We start from the raw sequence: 16,885 nt of genomic DNA on the forward strand, positions 1-16,885 counted from the left end.
AAGCCTCCTTTCACGCCATTTGGATTAGATATCATGAACAATTCCGCATCTGAGTCCTGTATATTTGTTCTTCACAATCAAGTAGCCATCTCCCCGTTCTTCAATTCTCTCTTGTGAACCATATGGCAAATTCACATTGAACAGGTTCTGGTCCTTTAAGCCGCCGAGCAATACACCCGTCTGCTCCTCACGAATCGTCTTGCCAACGGTGTCCCAATTCGAAGCCATGTCAGCCGTGCTGTCTGCGGCAATAACGATTACTTTCATGCCGCGCTCATGCTTGACGATACGTTCAATCAGCTCATGGAGTATATACATCTCGTTGCTTGTGAACTCGCTTAAGCGATCAAAGACAAAGATGATCGGTTCCCACTTCGCTTGCAGCTCTGATATATCTCCACCGGAAGTCCGGCAAGCTAGAAGCTGATTGCGCCTGTCGCTAAGCACTTCCTTGATGCCATCGGAGAACTCAAACAAATCCTCCACCGTAGATAAATCCGTTACGTATGGCTTATTCATGAACGTATATATGCCCATCGCCGAAGAATCAAGAGCATAAACGGTCAAGGCATCGTTTTGCTTCTCCAGCATCGCAATCCAAGATAAGATCAAGGTGCTTTTTCCTGACAACGCCTCCCCTGCAACCATCACCACTGGTGTGGCAAGCAGATCCAGCAGCACGGGCTGAAGATCATGATTGGCTAGTCCAATTGCAAGAGACATCTGCTCTGCTTGAATGTTCCTTAATTCTATATAGGTTGGCATCATCGGTATTGGAGGTGCAGTTGGCAGATTGGAGGAACCGAACTGTTCGATACACTGATCCAGTTGAAGCCCCTGAATCTCAGGAAGTGCCGTTTGAAACTCCAGTGGCGGCTTTCCTCTGACCAATCCCCTGCCGGGCACGTTCGTCGGCTCCAACCCTTCCGTTCGTCCGACAATACCATCGTATTCAGACTTGTCTGTCATCTGATAGCTCAAGGCCTGTTTGAAGTTGACTGCGAATTTATAGCGAATGAGACTAGCATTGGTCGCAGTTGCAACAACATATATGCCGTACTTTGTCCCTTCACGCGCTAGTACTACCATTTGTGTATCCAATTCCTCATAAGTTTCGGATAGAGCAAAGTAATTATCAATCATGACAAGAATGGCTGGAAGCTTGTCTGCTCTTAGCCTGCTGTATTCTGCAAAGCCATCACTGCCGGCTCGCTCGAAGAGCTCCTTCCTCTCTTCAATAATTCGGAACAAGAACAGCATGAACTGCTCTAATCGTTCTTCCTGCTCCAGTGTGACGACCCCTCCAACATGAGGCAGACGCTCAAGCGCTTTTAGCGAGTTCCCGCCAAAGTCCAAAGCGTACACATGCACATCCTCCGGCGAATACGTAAGGGCAAGAGACAAGCATAATGTCTTTAGAAGCACGGTCTTCCCTGTCCCAGGCGCACCATATACAAACAGATTGCCTTCTTGAACAAAATCTATAGCTAGCTGTTCCTGACACTGCGCTCTTGGATCATCCGCAATGCCTACAACCACCTTGAATCTCTGATCATGAACAGGCCATCGTCCATCTTTGTAAATTGACGGCAGCAGCTGATCAAGCTGAACCGTATCTGGGAGTGGCGGAAGCCAAGGCCCCTCTATTGGAGAGATTCCAGCATTCTGCGCAGTTTCGGTAATGTAAGCTACCATAGCTGCAAGCTGAGACGGCACCTCTTTGTTCGCGATTTTCTCCTCCATCAGCGGATAGATCTGATCGCGGCGTCCATTCAAGGCTACTTTGTAGATACGCTTGGCTTTATTACTGCTCTTTCGCATCTCACCTTCAGGATCATAATCAGCACCAGAATAAGCGGATTGGAATAATTCAAAGACTTCATCATTGCCAACCTGAATATAAGCTCTCCCAGGTTCCTTAATCATGGCCGCATCTGGGCGCTTAATTACATCCTGACTATCCGCTTCATCCTGAACCTTTAGACAAATCTTGAATTTGGAGTTGCTCCAAATTTGATCGTCAACCACACCAGCAGGCTTCTGCGTAGCAAGGATTAAATGAACACCCAAGCTTCTTCCTACCCGCGCAGTACTTACAAGCTCCTTCATAAATTCAGGCTGATCCTGCTTGAGCTCTGCGAATTCATCAGCGATCATGACCAAATGAGGGATAGGCGGCATGCCCTCCGGCCTGCGCGTATAGTACAGCTTCTGATATTTATCAATGTTGTTAACTCCGAATTCCGAGAACAATCGCTGCCTTCTCATCAGTTCGCTTTTAATGGACAGCAAAGCCCTTGTTGTTTGGTTGCCCCCAAGGTTCGTAATCGTCCCAACAAGATGCGGCATGCCTTTGAACACATCCGCCATCCCTCCGCCTTTATAGTCGATCAGTACAAAGACCACATCATGCGGATGATGGTGAATGGCTAATGAAATAATCAAGCTCTGCAAGAGTTCACTTTTCCCTGAGCCTGTTGTACCTGCAACAAGACCATGCGGACCGTGTCCCGTTTCATGCATGTCAAGGAAAAACAGATCATCGCCAGCTCTTGCACCCAGCGGAACTTTCATTCCCATATATGTCTTGTTGGAGTCCCACAACGATAACAGATCCAACTCTTCTGTTCGTTTCGTATTCAGCATATCGAGCAAAGAGATCGATGAAGTCAGAGTGAAGCTTGCGCTGGCATTTTTAATGCGCAGCGGGGCTAGCTTTCTGGCCGCGAAGTCCATTGGCTGAGCTGCTTTGGTATCCGGTGTGAACGGTGTTTTGACGCCAGTTTCACGATTCGCGAGCTCACCTGCTCTCCCCTGCAGCGTGACCACAGCTTGGCAATTCATCGGCAGGTATGCTGAGTGCTGAGCTACAAATAGGGTTGAAATACCTAGCTTGGTATGGTCATTGTACAGATACTTGCCAAGCTTCTCATTCTCAAGCAAGGTCACATCTTCTACAATGAATACATAATGCGGCAGAACGACTCCTCCTGCTGCTCGCAGCTCACGTTCCTTAAAGAGCTGATACAATTCAGACAAAGTCCCGTGCGCCATTGCCTTGCCGCATAAGAGAAACCGATAGTGATAGCCATCATCCCACAGATGAGGGAGAAACTTAACCCAATTCCACTTCTCCAAGTCCTCCTCTGAGGTCAAGACAACAACCCGGACATCATCATATCCTTGATGTGTAATGATTTGTAATAGGATAAGCTCCAATAATTCAGATGTCTTTGATCGATCCCCAGCTATGCCGCAGATCCCAGACTCTAACAGATTCATCGTGATTGGAACTTGAGGAATCTTTTCAAACTCATGTGCCAACCGCTGAGGCTCCATAAGAAGCGGATCAGATTCTAAGATTACAGCCTGTTTCGTGTATTGAATGGTCATCTCCAACGGCGCGCCGCCAAGCCCTAAGCGTACGGATAGAAAGTCTCTGTAGGAAGGAGTTTTCTCCCACAGCTTATTGTCCGTCTCCATAATCCGCTGAACGCATTCCATTGGATCGGGAAACATTTCATTCATGGCTTTGGTCTGCTGTTCTCTTGCAATAGCAAGCTCGCTTCTTGTATCCGTTATAAACTGAAGATACTTTTCTTCACGTTCCTTTTTCTTTTTCTTATACTTTCGAATTTGACTCGTTGCGCCCGCTAATGAAGCAATCAGCGTCATAATGGTCGTAGCGATGGATACGAGCATAAAGATCGATTGCATCGTCATCGCGATCAGCAATGTAATAACAAGCATCACTGCTGGCGGGGCCAATAAGCCAAACCATCCAATCTCAGGCTTCTCATTCAAATGAGGAGGATTCGGCACCTCAATCTCTCCACGTGGAATATCAGGGAGAAATCGTGGTTGTCGACTGAATTCCGTATTCATAGAAGCGCTCTCCTTACACACTGATTTTGGTCGATTCACCACCGTGCAGAGGCATTTGATGCCAGTGGCTGCTGCTGAAGTACACCAGATGATCATGAGTGATATGAAGATAATCTGCACGGTCTGCAAGGATGCGTATCGCTCTAAGCTGAATGGGATCCACTCGATAGATGGATCGCTCATGGGCTCCATTGGCACAATACAAGTACTGGCCATCGTAGACCATGCCGGCAACCTGAATGGTCTCAAGTCCCGTTGTATTTCCATTTGCAAGATCTACAAAGGTTAAAATGTTGTTTTGCGACGCATCAGCAAACACCAGATTATCGTGAACCATCTGCAAAAATGTCCCTGACTTCTCCAGCCAATGCTCTTTCGCAGCACCTGAAAGATCACAACGCTTTAATCCATTCGGTGTCGAGAAGTACAATTGTTCTTTGTGGATGAGATAACTCCAGACAATCTCATCTACAATGATCTGTTCACGCTTGCCGTCCTTCAGACATCGGCACAAGCGGCCGCTTCTCTCATCCAAATAGTAAATCCAATCTTCGTGCATTTGCAGATAACTGCAAGGTTTGTCCAGTATCTGCTGCTCACGCATCGTAGCAATCGATAATCGACATAATGAATGCTGTTTCTTCTGATCGCTGTAAAACACAAATTGATCATCTGCGTTCATAAACCATAACTGCCCGTCAAGCCTCATAATCCGAGAATAACTTGCATCCATCGAGAGCAGGCTTGTACCTTCATAGTTGCGCATATCTGTAAGCAGGAGGCCATAGTCCGTAAGCAGAACTAAGCCGCCGTTCATGACATTTCCTTGCATCCTTTTATCCTCCTCAGATGAGGGTAAGCAGCGCACCATGATGCACGCCTTCCTGTTCCAGTGTTCGCTGCTTGCTTAGAATTCTCCCCAGTGGTTCAGCCTGAACCTGAGCCTGCGATGGAATGTTCAAGTCAAGAGCATCAATAAGCATCGGAATCAGCTCCTCTACCGGAACAAAGGCAGGTACTCTCAGGTCACACGGCGCTCCATTCCCTGTCTGCAAGGACACCATGATGTAGTCCATCAGAGGTCTCCTCCTTATTAGTTTCTAACCGATAAGTTGTAAGTGCGTTCTGTCGCTAATTCATAATGTACGTTTGAATTCAGGCTCGCAGCCGTTCGCATAAGAGCAGTCTTAAATTTGTAATCAGACTCCGCTCTTATCGTCACTTTTGATAGTTGACGTCCATCATCCTCTTCAAAGAAATACAGTGAAATCGTAAAAGGGTGAAATTTGCCGTCATTGGAAGTAAATCGAAGTATTCTCCCAGCAGAAGAATTCTGAGACAAATTCATTCCATCTTCAAAAGCTTCGGAAAAGTACTGCTTGAACCGCTCTTCATCCATCACTGCATCCAAATTGCGCATATGCTCAAATTCCAACGCCCGATCCTTTGCAACTCGGCTTGCATTGCGAACCGCTGAATCAAGAACAATCTTCTCTCGGTACACAATGGCCAGCTCGACCATCGGGACAATTAGGAATGAAGACAAGATGACCGTTAACAAACCGTATGCAATCATTCTCATGCCTGCCTCATCCCAATCACTCCGTGTAATATTCCAGGTCTTTGTAATGCTTCAGTCCAGTCGTTACAATTTGGAACGACATCGGAATATCCTTGCTGTATTCTTTGCCCCATAAGGTCACCGTTAAGGGATATACCGCTTCTACCTTCACATAGACGGGCTTGCCCCTTTGACGATACGGCTTCTCATAATCCGATAGATCACTGTAGTCGTCCCGATCCATATCTGGAATCGCACTATTGTAGAACCATTCGTCCTTCGCAACCAAGATCTTGATATCATTCCTTCGCTTATTGAAGATCGGACGATCCTCCAATGCATCTTTGATGTCCTTATAGCTGGATCGCTTTAAGTAATTCTCACTCGCTACCTCTTGGGAGATATAATACGTCTCGCTGACGAGCGTGAGGTACCATGGGAAGAAAAAGGACATATTCGTAAGCAGCACAATAATAATGGATGTAATGATCGTGACCAGTACTGCTTTAGCTATACCTTGCATTTAGCTCACCTCAAGGCTTTGCTTTGATGGAGCTATCAATCAAACCAAGGAATTTCTTCCATATAGCATCAACCCAATCGCCTAAACTTCCCGTAATGACGGAGACTAAGACGCCGATAATGATAATGACAGCAACCGTTATGGCAATTTGTTTGATGCCGAACTCTCCACGTTCATTCCCAACTACCGCTTTTAACTTGTTCATCATTAATTCCTCCAATATCAGATCTGAAATAGTTTCATCGAACTCATGATAGTGAATAGATAATAGATCGCAATATAAATACCAAGCACAACAATTAAGGTAAGCTGAATCCTTGCTCCGGTACGCTCGCGCTTCTCCAACTCTTCTTCTAAGGCACGTATGCGAAAGCTGTCCAGTTCATTTTTGAGATACGACATCTGGGATACATTATCATAGCCCTTCAACCGAGTTTCCATAATGTCACAGAACTTGATAATGTAATGAAGGGGGACACGTTTTTTCAACTGCTTCAAGGCATATTCCTCGCCATAATCAATGTTATCAAGCATAACGCCAAGCTCTTCCCCAATATCAGGATTTGCGTTGGGAAGATAATCCTTAATAACATCCGCAAGATGAATATTGACCGATTTAGAATACTGGTAATACACCATGCTGTAAAAAGCCGGGAAGTCGACTGAAATGTTTTTGTTTTTCCGCTCAATCTTCTTCTCGATCTCCTCCACCGGATACAGCCAGCCTAAGATGATAAATATTGCGGTACCGCATCCTAGCAGGACATTCACTTTCAGCATCACTAAGGTGGCAATGGCAGCAAGCCCTGTGTAAAGAATCTGATCCAGTCGAATTTCCTCCGGCTTTTCCATCATATCCAGCCGGTCCAGCATTTTTTTGAGTCTCACCCTTTCTCCCGTACTAAGCAGCGGTTTAACATATTTGAACGCCACCTTCGCTTTCCACTGCTTTTGCTTTTGCTTGGCAAGCTCCTTCTTTCTTTCCTTCATAAACTGTCTTGCACGCTTCTTCTGGCTTCTGCTAACTGGCTTCATCAGGGGAAGCAAAAATACTTTTATTAGATATAAGATGGAGAGCATGGCGACTAGCTTGGAGAGCATAATCACTTCTTACCGCCCCCTACACCCAGATTCCCCTGCAGCACTTGCGTTCTGGCAAAGCTCAAGCAGATGACGCTAATGAGCACAGTATTGATGAATTTTCCAGAACTCTGGAATATCATAAACTCTCTAAAATCCTTAACAGTCAGCGCATAGAGGAAAAAGGCTATTATAATGGCTGTTTTCAACATGAAATCACGATTCATTTTCCGGAAGATTCGATCCTTCTTCATGTTGATTTCTCTCAACACCGCATTCTCGTCCACGATATCAAGAAAAATATCCGCCATGCCTTTTCGCTCGTTATATTCAAATACAATCGCCTTTTTCGTGAAGTTATCGAATTTGGGGCCAAGCTGACGATTAAGGAGCAGAATGGCTTGCCTGAACGAGTAGCCGTTATTCTCGCAATTGTCGATAAACTGCTGAAAGAAAGGGCGTATCTGAGGATGAATATACTCATCACTCTCCATCACCTTCTTGATTGCTACAAGCACTCCATCTCTGGCAAGCGGGCAGATCAGGTCTTCGGCATCCATAATATGCTCAAGCCGCTCCGCCTTAATGGAACGAGACTGCATGACAAAGAACGTAAGCAGGAAAATGAAAATCGAGATTGTAACAACCACAGCTAACGTTATATTATTCATGAACAGGACGACGCCCATTGTTACGATCACAAACAAAATGCAGAGAATAGAAGTAAAGCTCTCTAACGTAAACGGCATATTAAAATCCAAAATTAAGCCTTCTATCAAGCGGTTGTACTTCGCATATACATTTTCTTTTGGGACGACAATGCGCTCTTTTTTAATGCGGTCTACATATCGTTTCGTATTGTAGCGGCCTAAATGCTCAGCCAGGGTATCCGCAATATCTAGTAAATATCGAAGCGTCCCGCTAAAGAATCGAACATTGAACATCATATTGAAGCACGCAAAAGCAGCGAGGCCAAGCAGCAGGCTAACGATTAAAGCTGTATTCATTTAGCTCGTACACCTCTATTTCATCTTCAGTCGGGTCTTGTGTAAAAAACGCAAACCGGCTTCGCTTGATTCCTGCCTTTAGCATCAATTGTTGAGTCGATTCAGATAGCTTTCCAACACGTTTATGACGGCCGATAATCTTAATCACTTTCCTGCCCTGAGAATCAAGCTCTTCTATTACATCATCACATTCAAAGCGATAGATTTGATTAATAACGGGTTCTAATCCGTTGGTTCCCATCACCTCGGAGATCGACGTAACCTTTCGAGTTCCATCTGCAAGCTTCTCTTGGAAGATAACAAATTTGACTGCACTGCAAATATTACGCAATGCCAGCTCTGCCGGTTCATTCGAAGCCATCAGGTAAGCTGTCAAGAATCGATAGATCGCTTCCTTGTCACCTTCAGCATGCAAGGTTGAGAAGAAGAAATGTCCTGTTTGCGCCGCTCTTAGCGCTGTAGCGAATTCACCTGGCGTGCGCAGCTCGCCTGGACCAATCCAGTGAGGCGACTGACGCATTGCATTGATGAGCAAGTTCTCCATTGTGGCTGGACTCGAATCATCATCGTCGGATACCGATTCATACTGCAGCACATCGTTCACTATTTTTCCATGCTCGCTGTCCTGTTCTCTTTGAATCAATCGCATTTCCGACGGATTCTCAATTGTGATAATACGCGATAAAGGATTGATTTCTTTAACGAGAATTTCATTCAGAGTAGTCTTCCCGCTCCCTGTCGCGCCGACGGTGATCCATGACAGATCCGCCTTGGGAATCAAAGACAGCAAACGATACATATTGGAAGTGAAGGATTCATTCTCAACCAGCATTTTGGGAGAGATGCTCTTCTTGCTGAATTTACGTATGACAAACGCAGGATTGCTGTAAGGCGATATTTCAGCATGCGTAGCATTCACTCGATAGCCTTCAATCGTACGCGCGTTAACCATCGGTAGCTTAGGCGTAAGTCTTACCTTCGATACCCCGATCAGCTTTGAGATAATCCGCTCCATATGCTCCCGGTCACTAAAGTGATGATCCCAGCGAAGTGTCTTTCCGCCCGTCTCTACAAAGATCTGATCAGGACCATTGGCTCTGATCTCATCTATGCTTGGGTCTTCCATCGCTCTTGTAATGGGACCATAATGTGTGATCTCATCGGTTAGGGCGCTTTTCAGAGACACAAGATCATGGAAGCCTTCAACCGTCGGCTGCTGGGAGTCCACGAACTCATTGATATAGGCTTTTGTCATCTCGCGTTTGCGAGCAGGATCATTTTCGCGTCTGAAGGCGTGAGTGGTTACCTTCGTGATGTATTTCTGACAAAGCTCCAACGCTTCCTCAAAGCTTATGGTTGTGTATTTACTTTTGAGGTCTTCCAAATTCTCAGATGACGGTGAGGGGTTCATCTGATGGTGAACCTTCTGCTGCATGTCACTGATTTTGCCACGTGTAAGCACTCGAAGTCCCCCTTGTCTACTGAGATGCCAATTGATCTGCTAAGCGGTGCATTTCCTTGATAAACTGGCGATTAAACAGCGGATTGTCCTTCACATAGAGCTTTCCTTTGTTAGAGCGCGCTACCCCATCTTTTACAAAGGGGAGAGCAGCCACAATATTGAATCCCATCTCTTTCATCACAGACACATCAAAGTCAATATGATGTAGATTCATAAGAATCACGCTGGTGAACTTCGCAGTGCTGATCCCTACTGAGTTTGCAAAGTCCAGCAGCTTCACCATGTTGATCACGCCCTCCATTCGCTCTGCAGCGGTAAAGAACCCAAGATGACAGGAACGCATCGCAGCAAGACAGAATTCTAGCGGCGGGTTGTTTGGAATATCAATGAGAACGATATCAAAGGTTTGTTTGAGAATCGTTATGACACGCTCAATCTGTTCGAAATTAAAATCAAAGTATTCCTCCAGCAAATCCTGTGGGCTTGGGGACAATAAATATAAACGCTCATACTTTGTTACAATAAGTTCATCTCTCAAATCAATCTTGTCACTCTTCAGCACCTTGATGAGACCTTCGCCTTTTTTAGGAGGAACAGCGTCTACAAAATGGTGGATATTCGGATAGAATACTTTTAGATCAACCATACAGGTATTTAGACCCTTCTGAGCGAGCAAGTACCCAAGATTGCTGATGAGCAGCGCATTGTCCACGCCATCACTAGCTGGTAAAAAGCCCACTACACTGTAAATCAGCTTGCTGTCCTGCAGTTCAGCACCAATTAAGTCCTTTGATGAGATCTTGGTAAGAATCTCTTTTATTTCTGCTTCTCTTCGATCCACGATTCCACCTCTTTTTCCAAGGTCGGCAGCTGATCCAATATGATCGTGCTATTCTTACGGCTTAATATCGTTATCAAAAAGGATTTGTTATCGTAACCCTGATATTTCGCATAATTATCAATTTGTTTGCTGCTGCCTTCTAGCAACAGTGCCTTGGGCTTAATTCCCGAAAGGAAATCCTCACTCTTCATCACTTCCTGCTTTTTCTCCTCGTTCAGCTTCGTTACTTCCTTGTATACCTCATAGATGGATCTGCTGTTTGAATTCAACATATCCTTAACGATAATACTGTCAAACAAAGTCTCCGTCTTTCTTACCGTAGTACTCGATGAAGAAGGAATATTGGGGTTGCCTGAGGGGGCGCTCACTTCCGTATCATACGATACACGTATCCGGACACGGTCGCCTGGTACCAGGATATCTCCCCCAACCTCCAAGAAATTGTAAGGCAGCGTAAGCACCTCGTTCTCGTCACTAACCTCATACAGCCATTCATTCTTAAGCGGCTTCTCATCCGTCAACTGATCTTTATAGATAATGGCCCCTTTTCTGAGATAGTAAGTGGTGAGCTTCTCAAGCGCGTTATCCATCTCACTCGCCAGAATCATATCGTCTGAGTATTCTTTGCGGATCAGATCGTAAGTCTCAATGTTGCTTTTAGTAAGCGGAGCATAGGCTGGAATGCCTGATTCAGACTTTACACGTATCACTTCTACTACGTCCTGAGCGTCCTTGCTCGCCTGATTGAGATACATATAAGACAAGAAAATAACAATCAGCGCAAAAAGTACAGCGCTTATCTTTTTAAACAGATTGCGGTTAGGCTTGGTGCTTTTCAGGGCGCTTAAGTCCATCTAGCTTGTTCCCTCCATTAGTCTAAGAAGTATACTCCCGAAGGCATGTTCATGCTCTTTGCTTGTATGAACAATTGGCATATCTGCCTCAATCTGTCCATCAAACTCCTGTGAGTACGGAACAAATCCCGCTACCTTCGTCTCGTACATAAAAGAGTCAAGCAAGCCTGACGTCATAACTCTGCTTACAGCTTCAGGGGTAAATTGCTCCTGCTGAAAACGCGAGCGATCATTGTATTGCGTAACAACAAGCCTTGACTTTGCGTTTAAGTAAGCGATGGTTTCATTGTCCAGTACCGCTTCCATATTCTTCAGTGTATTTAAAACCGCATAAATATTATTGGGAACGCAAAGTCCGAATGTATCGATATGGATCAAAATATCATGAAATGGCTCACATAGATCCAGGGGCATATCCAGCAGAATCAAGTTGAATTTGCTTCGCAGCAAGGAAAGCAAAGAAATAAGCTTGGCTGCATTATAAAACTGCTCTACAAGTAGTCTGTCCTTGAAGTCATAGCCGAGAGAGGTTAACCATAGGTTATCTTTTATCTGATAGGTCGTGGTGGTATAATCTTGAGGTCTCGCCAAGGTGCGAATGAGCGAAGCATGGATGACATCATCTTTTTTCGTCCGCTCATGAAAACTATTGAAGTACATATTCATCGTTCGATATTGTATATCGAGATCAATGATGATTGTGGATAAGCCGCGCTTGCTCGCTTCGCTTGCAACATTAACAACGGTGCTTGTAACTCCGCTGCCGCGATGGCCTGTAACGGCTACAACTCTGCTCATACCCCGGCTTATTTTCTCCAATTGCTTGGTTAATGCATCAGTCGCGGTACGTTCTGTCACATTTTTATTCTTCTTAAGAAGGCGATCAAGAAAAGAAGATTTCTTCTCCTGCGCATGTTCAGGTTCTGATAGGCGATTAGTCTTAACTTCCGCAGCAGAAGCTTCAGCTTGAACTCTCCTGCTCTTCACTTCTACATTGCTGAGCACTGCCTGCGAGATAAACTCGATTGTCACTCTAATGTCGTTCGAAAATTCAACGCTTAGAAGCTTGAATCTCGGCATTAAGGACTGTAAGTATCTTTCTACATCCCGATCCCTTGTAATCGCTATAATCTGCGGTGCTCCTATCGCTGTCTCCATCTGACTTAGAAGCGTCAGCCATTCCTGCCTAGAAGTGCTGCTGGAGCCCATGCTTCCTTCATCCAGAACGAGAACAGCATCCACGTTGGGGTTAACTTCACTCCAGTAAGCGGGTAGATTGGATAGGAACAATGGCCCACTTGGGTAAAGATCAAATGATTTGAAATGATAGTGCTCAACGATTCTGTTCAATTGACCAGCAACAAATAATAGCTTCATCGACTCACCTACTACGTTCTCTAGTCCTAATTATATGTATAATCCTCTATGCAATTCCTTATATATCCAATGAGACTTTTATTATCTTACTTCATTAGATACCATATTTCAACATAAATTGTATGAACTTTACTGTTTGGTTGTATGAGTCTTAGAACCTATAACCTTAGGTAAGCGTTCACACATAGAAAATCGTGATCAGCTACGTGATCACGATTTCATGCTAACAACCATTTTCTAATCGATGACGATACAAATTCATAATTCGAACCTGTTCTTCCGTTAATCTATGCGGATTCCAATATTTATGCATGCTTCGGAATCATCTGGATCTGCTCTAACACGTCTTTGGCTAGCGTTCGTATATGTGTCTCTTCTTTTGGGATAGATTCTTGAAATTGATATTCCTTATTCTCATGCCAATGTTGGATTGGGGAGTCAGGATACTCATCTGCATACCTTTGTGAAGCCCGATGCAGCTTGCCTATTTCTTTACCCACCTTATACAGCTTGTCCGCTGTCCAATCTACGCGTGGTATATGGATTCCAGGTGCACCCTCAAACACTACCATTGTCTTTAATTCTTGAACATTGACTTGCTCCAGATAATGTCCTTGTATGGATTGAACAACAGAAGCTACGCCTACACCACATTGTCTCAGATTGCTTAGAAAATGTACCTCCGCCGCTTGTTCCTCATAGGATTTATAATCCGTTACGCGAACATAATAACAGCCAGTACCGGTCGTACAGCGATACATCTCACCAGTAACGGCCTCAAGGCATGGACGATTAATACCGTAAAGCCTTGTTAGTTGAGTACTGATCCAACTTTCCATCCCAGACACTCCTTCAACTTGTCTTTTACTCTATATTTAATCAGTACTAGGCCAAGGAAGATAGGATTAGAATCGCTATAGTTAATCTGACTCGTTCATTACACGAGTTAGTGCCCGCTGATGAATTCGATAAAGAAATGTTGTGAAAATAAAATGTTATCGATATCTGATCTTTCTCTTTTTCAACGAAAATGTTAAAATATGCTAGCTTCTATTAAGGAGGAATTGCATGCAGTATCACGGGTCATCAGCCTACGATCAATCTGTCTTTCTTAAAGCTTACCTCGCAAGAAGACATCGTCCGAACAGCCCCAATAATTTGATCGAACGTCCGATAATGCTGGAATTGATCGGAGAGATCACAGGCAAACGAGTGCTGGACTTGGGATGCGGTGATGGTCGATTCAGTGCAGATCTTATTGAAAGAGGCTGCTGCTTCTATGAAGGGGTTGAGGGCTCGCTTCAGATGGTTCAGGAGGCTCAAGCGCATATCGAGGCTCATTCAAGCAGCATCCAGCATATCAGCATGGAAGATTGGCAGCCTAACGAGGCATCCGTAGATCTTGCCGTATCACGGCTTGCCGTTCATTATCTGAGGGATACCCATAACCTTTTTACGAAGGTGTACCATGCATTACGCGAAGATGGAGAATGGATATTCAGTGTGCAGCATCCTCTGCTCACCGCTTCAATGAAAAGTGCAGACATAGGACGAGCCCGAACGGATTGGATCGTAGATGACTATTTTGAAAATGGTATGCGCTCGGAGCCTTGGATTGGAGAACAGATCGTGAAGTATCATCGCACGATTGAAGATTATATTCAGGGATGCTTGAAGGCTGGATTTTCTATTTTAGACCTCCGTGAAGGAAAGCCAATAAAAGCCTTGTTCGAAGATGAAGCAGAATTCGCAAGAAGACTTCGAATTCCACTGTTTCTAATCATCAAATGCAAGAAGAATCCATGATAAGGACTGATGAGCATGACAAATGCAATAATTGTTACTGACTTCCTTGCTGCACGCATGATTCAAGCTGAACAGGATTTTCATATATCTCGAATACAATCCATTGCTGAACAAGCGGGGAATCCTCAAGGCGTAGACATTCATTATTTCGGTAATGCTTCCGCGACATACATTCGTACTATGCCATGGGGAATCTTCAATGCTGTAAAAGGCTTGCACGATGAAGATGCAGCATCTTTGCAGAGTATCGTTGACTTTTATAAGACGAAGGAGCGCTCATTCCAACTTGATGTTGACCCTATCCGTACAAGCAATAAGCTGCTTGAGCAGCTCCCCGCATTAGGTCTCGTACAGACAGGTTTCCATTCCGTATTGATTGGTGCCACGCACTCTGAACGACCGTCCGTCGCACCCGACATTACCATACAGGAAATAGTAGACGACGAAGGATTTGATCATTATGCAGCGATTCATTGCTTAGGCTCTGGCATGAATCTTGAGCATAAACATCACTTTTTTACCAACAATCGTGGCCTTCTTCATCGTTCAGGCTGGCATATTTATTTGGCACTATATCAAAATCAGCCTGCTGCAGTCGCGACGATGTTCATAAAGGATGGCATGGCTTCTTTGTCCCTTGCCGCTACAGCTCCACTCTTTCGCAATCATGGCCTTCAAACCGCTTTGCTTCAGCATCGGTTACACGCCGCGAGTCTTGCAGACTGTGACTATGTTGCTGGACAAGCTAGCTTTGGCAGCACGAGCCAGCATAATATGGAACGTGTCGGCTTAAAGCTAGCCTGGACCCGCTCGATGTGGGCTCCTTTGTAATTAGTTATAAACTTGCTTATGCCTAGGCGATCATGCATACCGCTTTCTCTAGTATTATTTCACTAGTGCTTCCTCTTTCAACCGTATTCATAGTTCCATTCGTTTTCCCTTCAATGATCTTGGTTATGTAAAAAAGCTCATTCTACTTGGGGTTCAAGTTGGAATGAGCTTTTGAAAGTTTTGAGTGCCTTTATTTTGCGTATTTTTCTACTTTATTGTAAAAATATTCACAAGATAGATCTTCATCATCAAAAATTTTCAATCCAGATTTTGTTTGGTTTGTTGGTTGTATTGTACGATCTTGCTATTGGAGCTGTAAACCCTCACAAGTTAGTTTTTAGGATTCTTATAGCACCAATCTGGGTCATACGGTAACGATTTTAATTTTTGCATATCCTCCCAACTGTAGACCCAATCATAATCTGCTACCCAAAAGTAATCGTCGGGGTTTAGTTTAAGATATTCATAGATAAAACAAAAGATAAGTTCTTGAGCGCCGTATATTTCTTCAATGCAACCAACTTTACAAAGTTTTCTACTTTGGTCTAATCCAATATCCTCATTATAGTAAAATTCTATACTCGGATTATCTGTTGCATCTACGTAGTATATAAACGAACAGCCATTTTTCCTTACCAACTTATGGCTAATGTTCAATGTAGTAGAGAGAAACCGTCCATCCATTGAATAATTTTTACTGTTGTGAAAGTTGAGCATAGCATCGGCATAAAATGCTGCGACTATTGAATCTGCCAATAATTTTTCAGTTGTATATTTCTTGTGATCCATTAAGATATATGCTGGAGTTCCCATTAATTTAATACCCCCTTTAGCTCTTCCAATGAATTTACAATTGTTACTCCTTGCTTCCTAATGTCTTCTAGCATTTTGCCATGCTCTGGCCTTAAGTTTGTCAACGGCTTGTCAATGTAAAGAATTACTTTCTTTTGCTCTGAATTAAAGAAGAAATCATGGTTTACATTCATCAATTTATTAAACTGGTCTTCTTTTACAGCTTTAATTGATGCTTTGACCTCAATTATTGCATTTTTTGTAACTACATCCAAATCTCCAGCAGCTTCGCCATTTTCTTTAAGAACTTTTTGCCCGAAACCCGTGACTTCCTGATCTTTTCTTATGAAATCAGCAACCTTTGCTTCAGTAGCCTTCCCAACGTCAGAACTATTTAAAAAGCTATCAATATCACGATTAGTATTTTTCGGATGTTGATCAACCCAAGTCAGTTCTATACCAGCAGGATTTGTGTACTTCGTTTTGCTTCCGACTTTAACTACACTGCCTACATTAGAAGCTTGTCCCATTCCCTCAATCTTCTTACCATCCCCAGCATCGATTCGCCTGACCACAGAAGAGGTTTCATCCGATATCCTGATAAACATCCCTTCTGGTGTTACGGCATAACGGCCTGGCTGGAGGCCTTTAGTCCAATCTTGGAACGAATTGGCGTAAGTTCGCCAATCGATCCCTTTGAGCTTCTTCAGGGGATCGGACAGCACGTTTACAGCCTGGCTTGTCTTTACCACTTGAGCTACGCTGCTTAATGCTTCCGGCACCTTCGCCGCTTTGCCAGCCTTCGTCACGCCCATTCCCGGCACGAGAATGGAGGACACCTTGCCAATCATTTCTGCCTTTTCCTC

16 protein-coding genes and 1 pseudogene are annotated in these 16,885 nt (G+C 44.2%); 2 read left to right on the forward strand and 15 right to left on the reverse strand.

Annotated elements, in window-relative coordinates; genetic code table 11:
* Positions 1 to 24: 24 nt before the first annotated feature.
* The 13 genes from essC to B9Y93_RS24090 all read right to left on the reverse strand — a co-directional run bounded on the left by essC (position 25) and on the right by B9Y93_RS24090 (position 13,429).
* Positions 25 to 3,885 (reverse strand): type VII secretion protein EssC, encoded by a 3,861-nt coding sequence (gene essC / locus B9Y93_RS24030; RefSeq protein WP_176229016.1) that lies wholly within the window; start codon positions 3,883 to 3,885, stop codon positions 25 to 27.
* 13 nt (positions 3,886 to 3,898) lie between these two features.
* On the reverse strand, positions 3,899 to 4,717 hold the full coding sequence (locus B9Y93_RS24035) for a DUF5050 domain-containing protein (RefSeq protein WP_176229017.1): 819 nt from the start codon (positions 4,715 to 4,717) through the stop codon (positions 3,899 to 3,901).
* A gap of 13 nt (positions 4,718 to 4,730) precedes the next feature.
* Positions 4,731 to 4,961 carry an EsaB/YukD family protein gene (locus B9Y93_RS24040; RefSeq protein ID WP_085499103.1) on the reverse strand — a complete coding sequence of 77 codons (231 nt, stop codon included), beginning with the start codon at positions 4,959 to 4,961 and terminating at the stop codon, positions 4,731 to 4,733.
* A gap of 17 nt (positions 4,962 to 4,978) precedes the next feature.
* Positions 4,979 to 5,467, reverse strand: coding sequence for a hypothetical protein (locus B9Y93_RS24045; protein WP_139829223.1), 489 nt, complete (start codon positions 5,465 to 5,467; stop codon positions 4,979 to 4,981).
* A gap of 16 nt (positions 5,468 to 5,483) precedes the next feature.
* Positions 5,484 to 5,969 (reverse strand): hypothetical protein, encoded by a 486-nt coding sequence (locus tag B9Y93_RS24050; RefSeq protein ID WP_085499108.1) that lies wholly within the window; start codon positions 5,967 to 5,969, stop codon positions 5,484 to 5,486.
* A 10-nt stretch (positions 5,970 to 5,979) separates the two neighbouring features.
* A complete protein-coding gene (locus B9Y93_RS24055) occupies positions 5,980 to 6,174 on the reverse strand; it encodes a hypothetical protein (RefSeq protein ID WP_085499110.1) in 195 nt (64 codons plus the stop codon).
* Positions 6,175 to 6,191: 17 nt separating this feature from the next.
* Positions 6,192 to 7,076: a hypothetical protein gene (locus tag B9Y93_RS24060; RefSeq protein WP_085499112.1), complete on the reverse strand. Its 885-nt coding sequence runs from the start codon at positions 7,074 to 7,076 to the stop codon at positions 6,192 to 6,194.
* Complete coding sequence (locus tag B9Y93_RS24065) at positions 7,073 to 8,056, reverse strand: 6TM ABC transporter family protein (protein WP_085499114.1); 984 nt, start codon at positions 8,054 to 8,056, stop codon at positions 7,073 to 7,075. Before B9Y93_RS24065 ends, B9Y93_RS24060 begins: the two co-directional genes overlap by 4 nt.
* Positions 8,034 to 9,518 carry an ATPase, T2SS/T4P/T4SS family gene (locus B9Y93_RS24070; RefSeq protein WP_085499116.1) on the reverse strand — a complete coding sequence of 495 codons (1,485 nt, stop codon included), beginning with the start codon at positions 9,516 to 9,518 and terminating at the stop codon, positions 8,034 to 8,036. The genes B9Y93_RS24065 and B9Y93_RS24070 overlap by 23 nt, the downstream gene beginning before the upstream one ends.
* 16 nt (positions 9,519 to 9,534) lie before the next feature.
* Positions 9,535 to 10,359, reverse strand: coding sequence for a CpaE/TadZ family protein (locus B9Y93_RS24075; RefSeq protein WP_085499118.1), 825 nt, complete (start codon positions 10,357 to 10,359; stop codon positions 9,535 to 9,537).
* Positions 10,335 to 11,213 (reverse strand): CpaB family protein, encoded by an 879-nt coding sequence (locus tag B9Y93_RS24080; RefSeq protein ID WP_085499120.1) that lies wholly within the window; start codon positions 11,211 to 11,213, stop codon positions 10,335 to 10,337. The genes B9Y93_RS24075 and B9Y93_RS24080 overlap by 25 nt, the downstream gene beginning before the upstream one ends.
* On the reverse strand, positions 11,214 to 12,590 hold the full coding sequence (locus B9Y93_RS24085; RefSeq protein WP_085499122.1) for a CpaE/TadZ family protein: 1,377 nt from the start codon (positions 12,588 to 12,590) through the stop codon (positions 11,214 to 11,216). It lies immediately after the preceding gene.
* Positions 12,591 to 12,895: 305 nt separating this feature from the next.
* Positions 12,896 to 13,429, reverse strand: coding sequence for a phosphotransferase (locus tag B9Y93_RS24090; RefSeq protein ID WP_085499124.1), 534 nt, complete (start codon positions 13,427 to 13,429; stop codon positions 12,896 to 12,898).
* 229 nt (positions 13,430 to 13,658) lie between these two features.
* Between B9Y93_RS24090 and B9Y93_RS24095 the strand changes: the two genes are divergently transcribed.
* The gene (locus B9Y93_RS24095; protein WP_085499125.1) at positions 13,659 to 14,396 is read left to right on the forward strand and encodes a class I SAM-dependent methyltransferase; all 738 of its coding nucleotides are present in this window, start codon (positions 13,659 to 13,661) and stop codon (positions 14,394 to 14,396) included.
* Between the two features lie 15 nt (positions 14,397 to 14,411).
* On the forward strand, positions 14,412 to 15,227 hold the full coding sequence (locus B9Y93_RS24100) for a GNAT family N-acetyltransferase (protein ID WP_139829224.1): 816 nt from the start codon (positions 14,412 to 14,414) through the stop codon (positions 15,225 to 15,227).
* Between the two features lie 330 nt (positions 15,228 to 15,557).
* Here B9Y93_RS24100 and B9Y93_RS24105 read toward each other — a convergent pair whose 3' ends face one another.
* Both B9Y93_RS24105 and B9Y93_RS24110 read right to left on the reverse strand, forming a co-directional pair.
* Positions 15,558 to 16,040: a hypothetical protein gene (locus tag B9Y93_RS24105; protein WP_085499129.1), complete on the reverse strand. Its 483-nt coding sequence runs from the start codon at positions 16,038 to 16,040 to the stop codon at positions 15,558 to 15,560.
* A pseudogene (locus B9Y93_RS24110) lies at positions 16,040 to 16,885 on the reverse strand (hypothetical protein); the annotation flags it as partial. The gene B9Y93_RS24105 and the pseudogene B9Y93_RS24110, both read right to left, overlap by 1 nt.

Origin of the sequence: Paenibacillus aquistagni (genome assembly GCF_900177815.1) — a bacterium.
Classification (GTDB): Bacteria; Bacillota; Bacilli; order Paenibacillales; family Paenibacillaceae; genus Paenibacillus_B; species Paenibacillus_B aquistagni.

Bases quoted from the DNA above. Each gene is read 5' to 3' on its own strand.
- B9Y93_RS24085 (WP_085499122.1), bottom strand. From the start codon at position 12,590: ATGAAGCTATTATTTGTTGCTGGTCAATTGAACAGAATCGTTGAGCAC.
- B9Y93_RS24045 (WP_139829223.1), bottom strand. From the start codon at position 5,467: ATGAGAATGATTGCATACGGTTTGTTAACGGTCATCTTGTCTTCATTC.
- B9Y93_RS24090 (WP_085499124.1), bottom strand. From the start codon at position 13,429: ATGGAAAGTTGGATCAGTACTCAACTAACAAGGCTTTACGGTATTAAT.
- B9Y93_RS24055 (WP_085499110.1), bottom strand. From the start codon at position 6,174: ATGAACAAGTTAAAAGCGGTAGTTGGGAATGAACGTGGAGAGTTCGGC.
- B9Y93_RS24100 (WP_139829224.1), top strand. From the start codon at position 14,412: ATGACAAATGCAATAATTGTTACTGACTTCCTTGCTGCACGCATGATT.
- essC (WP_176229016.1), bottom strand. From the start codon at position 3,885: ATGAATACGGAATTCAGTCGACAACCACGATTTCTCCCTGATATTCCA.
- B9Y93_RS24095 (WP_085499125.1), top strand. From the start codon at position 13,659: ATGCAGTATCACGGGTCATCAGCCTACGATCAATCTGTCTTTCTTAAA.
- B9Y93_RS24040 (WP_085499103.1), bottom strand. From the start codon at position 4,961: ATGGACTACATCATGGTGTCCTTGCAGACAGGGAATGGAGCGCCGTGT.
- B9Y93_RS24050 (WP_085499108.1), bottom strand. From the start codon at position 5,969: ATGCAAGGTATAGCTAAAGCAGTACTGGTCACGATCATTACATCCATT.
- B9Y93_RS24035 (WP_176229017.1), bottom strand. From the start codon at position 4,717: ATGCAAGGAAATGTCATGAACGGCGGCTTAGTTCTGCTTACGGACTAT.
- B9Y93_RS24065 (WP_085499114.1), bottom strand. From the start codon at position 8,056: ATGAATACAGCTTTAATCGTTAGCCTGCTGCTTGGCCTCGCTGCTTTT.
- B9Y93_RS24105 (WP_085499129.1), bottom strand. From the start codon at position 16,040: ATGGGAACTCCAGCATATATCTTAATGGATCACAAGAAATATACAACT.
- B9Y93_RS24080 (WP_085499120.1), bottom strand. From the start codon at position 11,213: ATGGACTTAAGCGCCCTGAAAAGCACCAAGCCTAACCGCAATCTGTTT.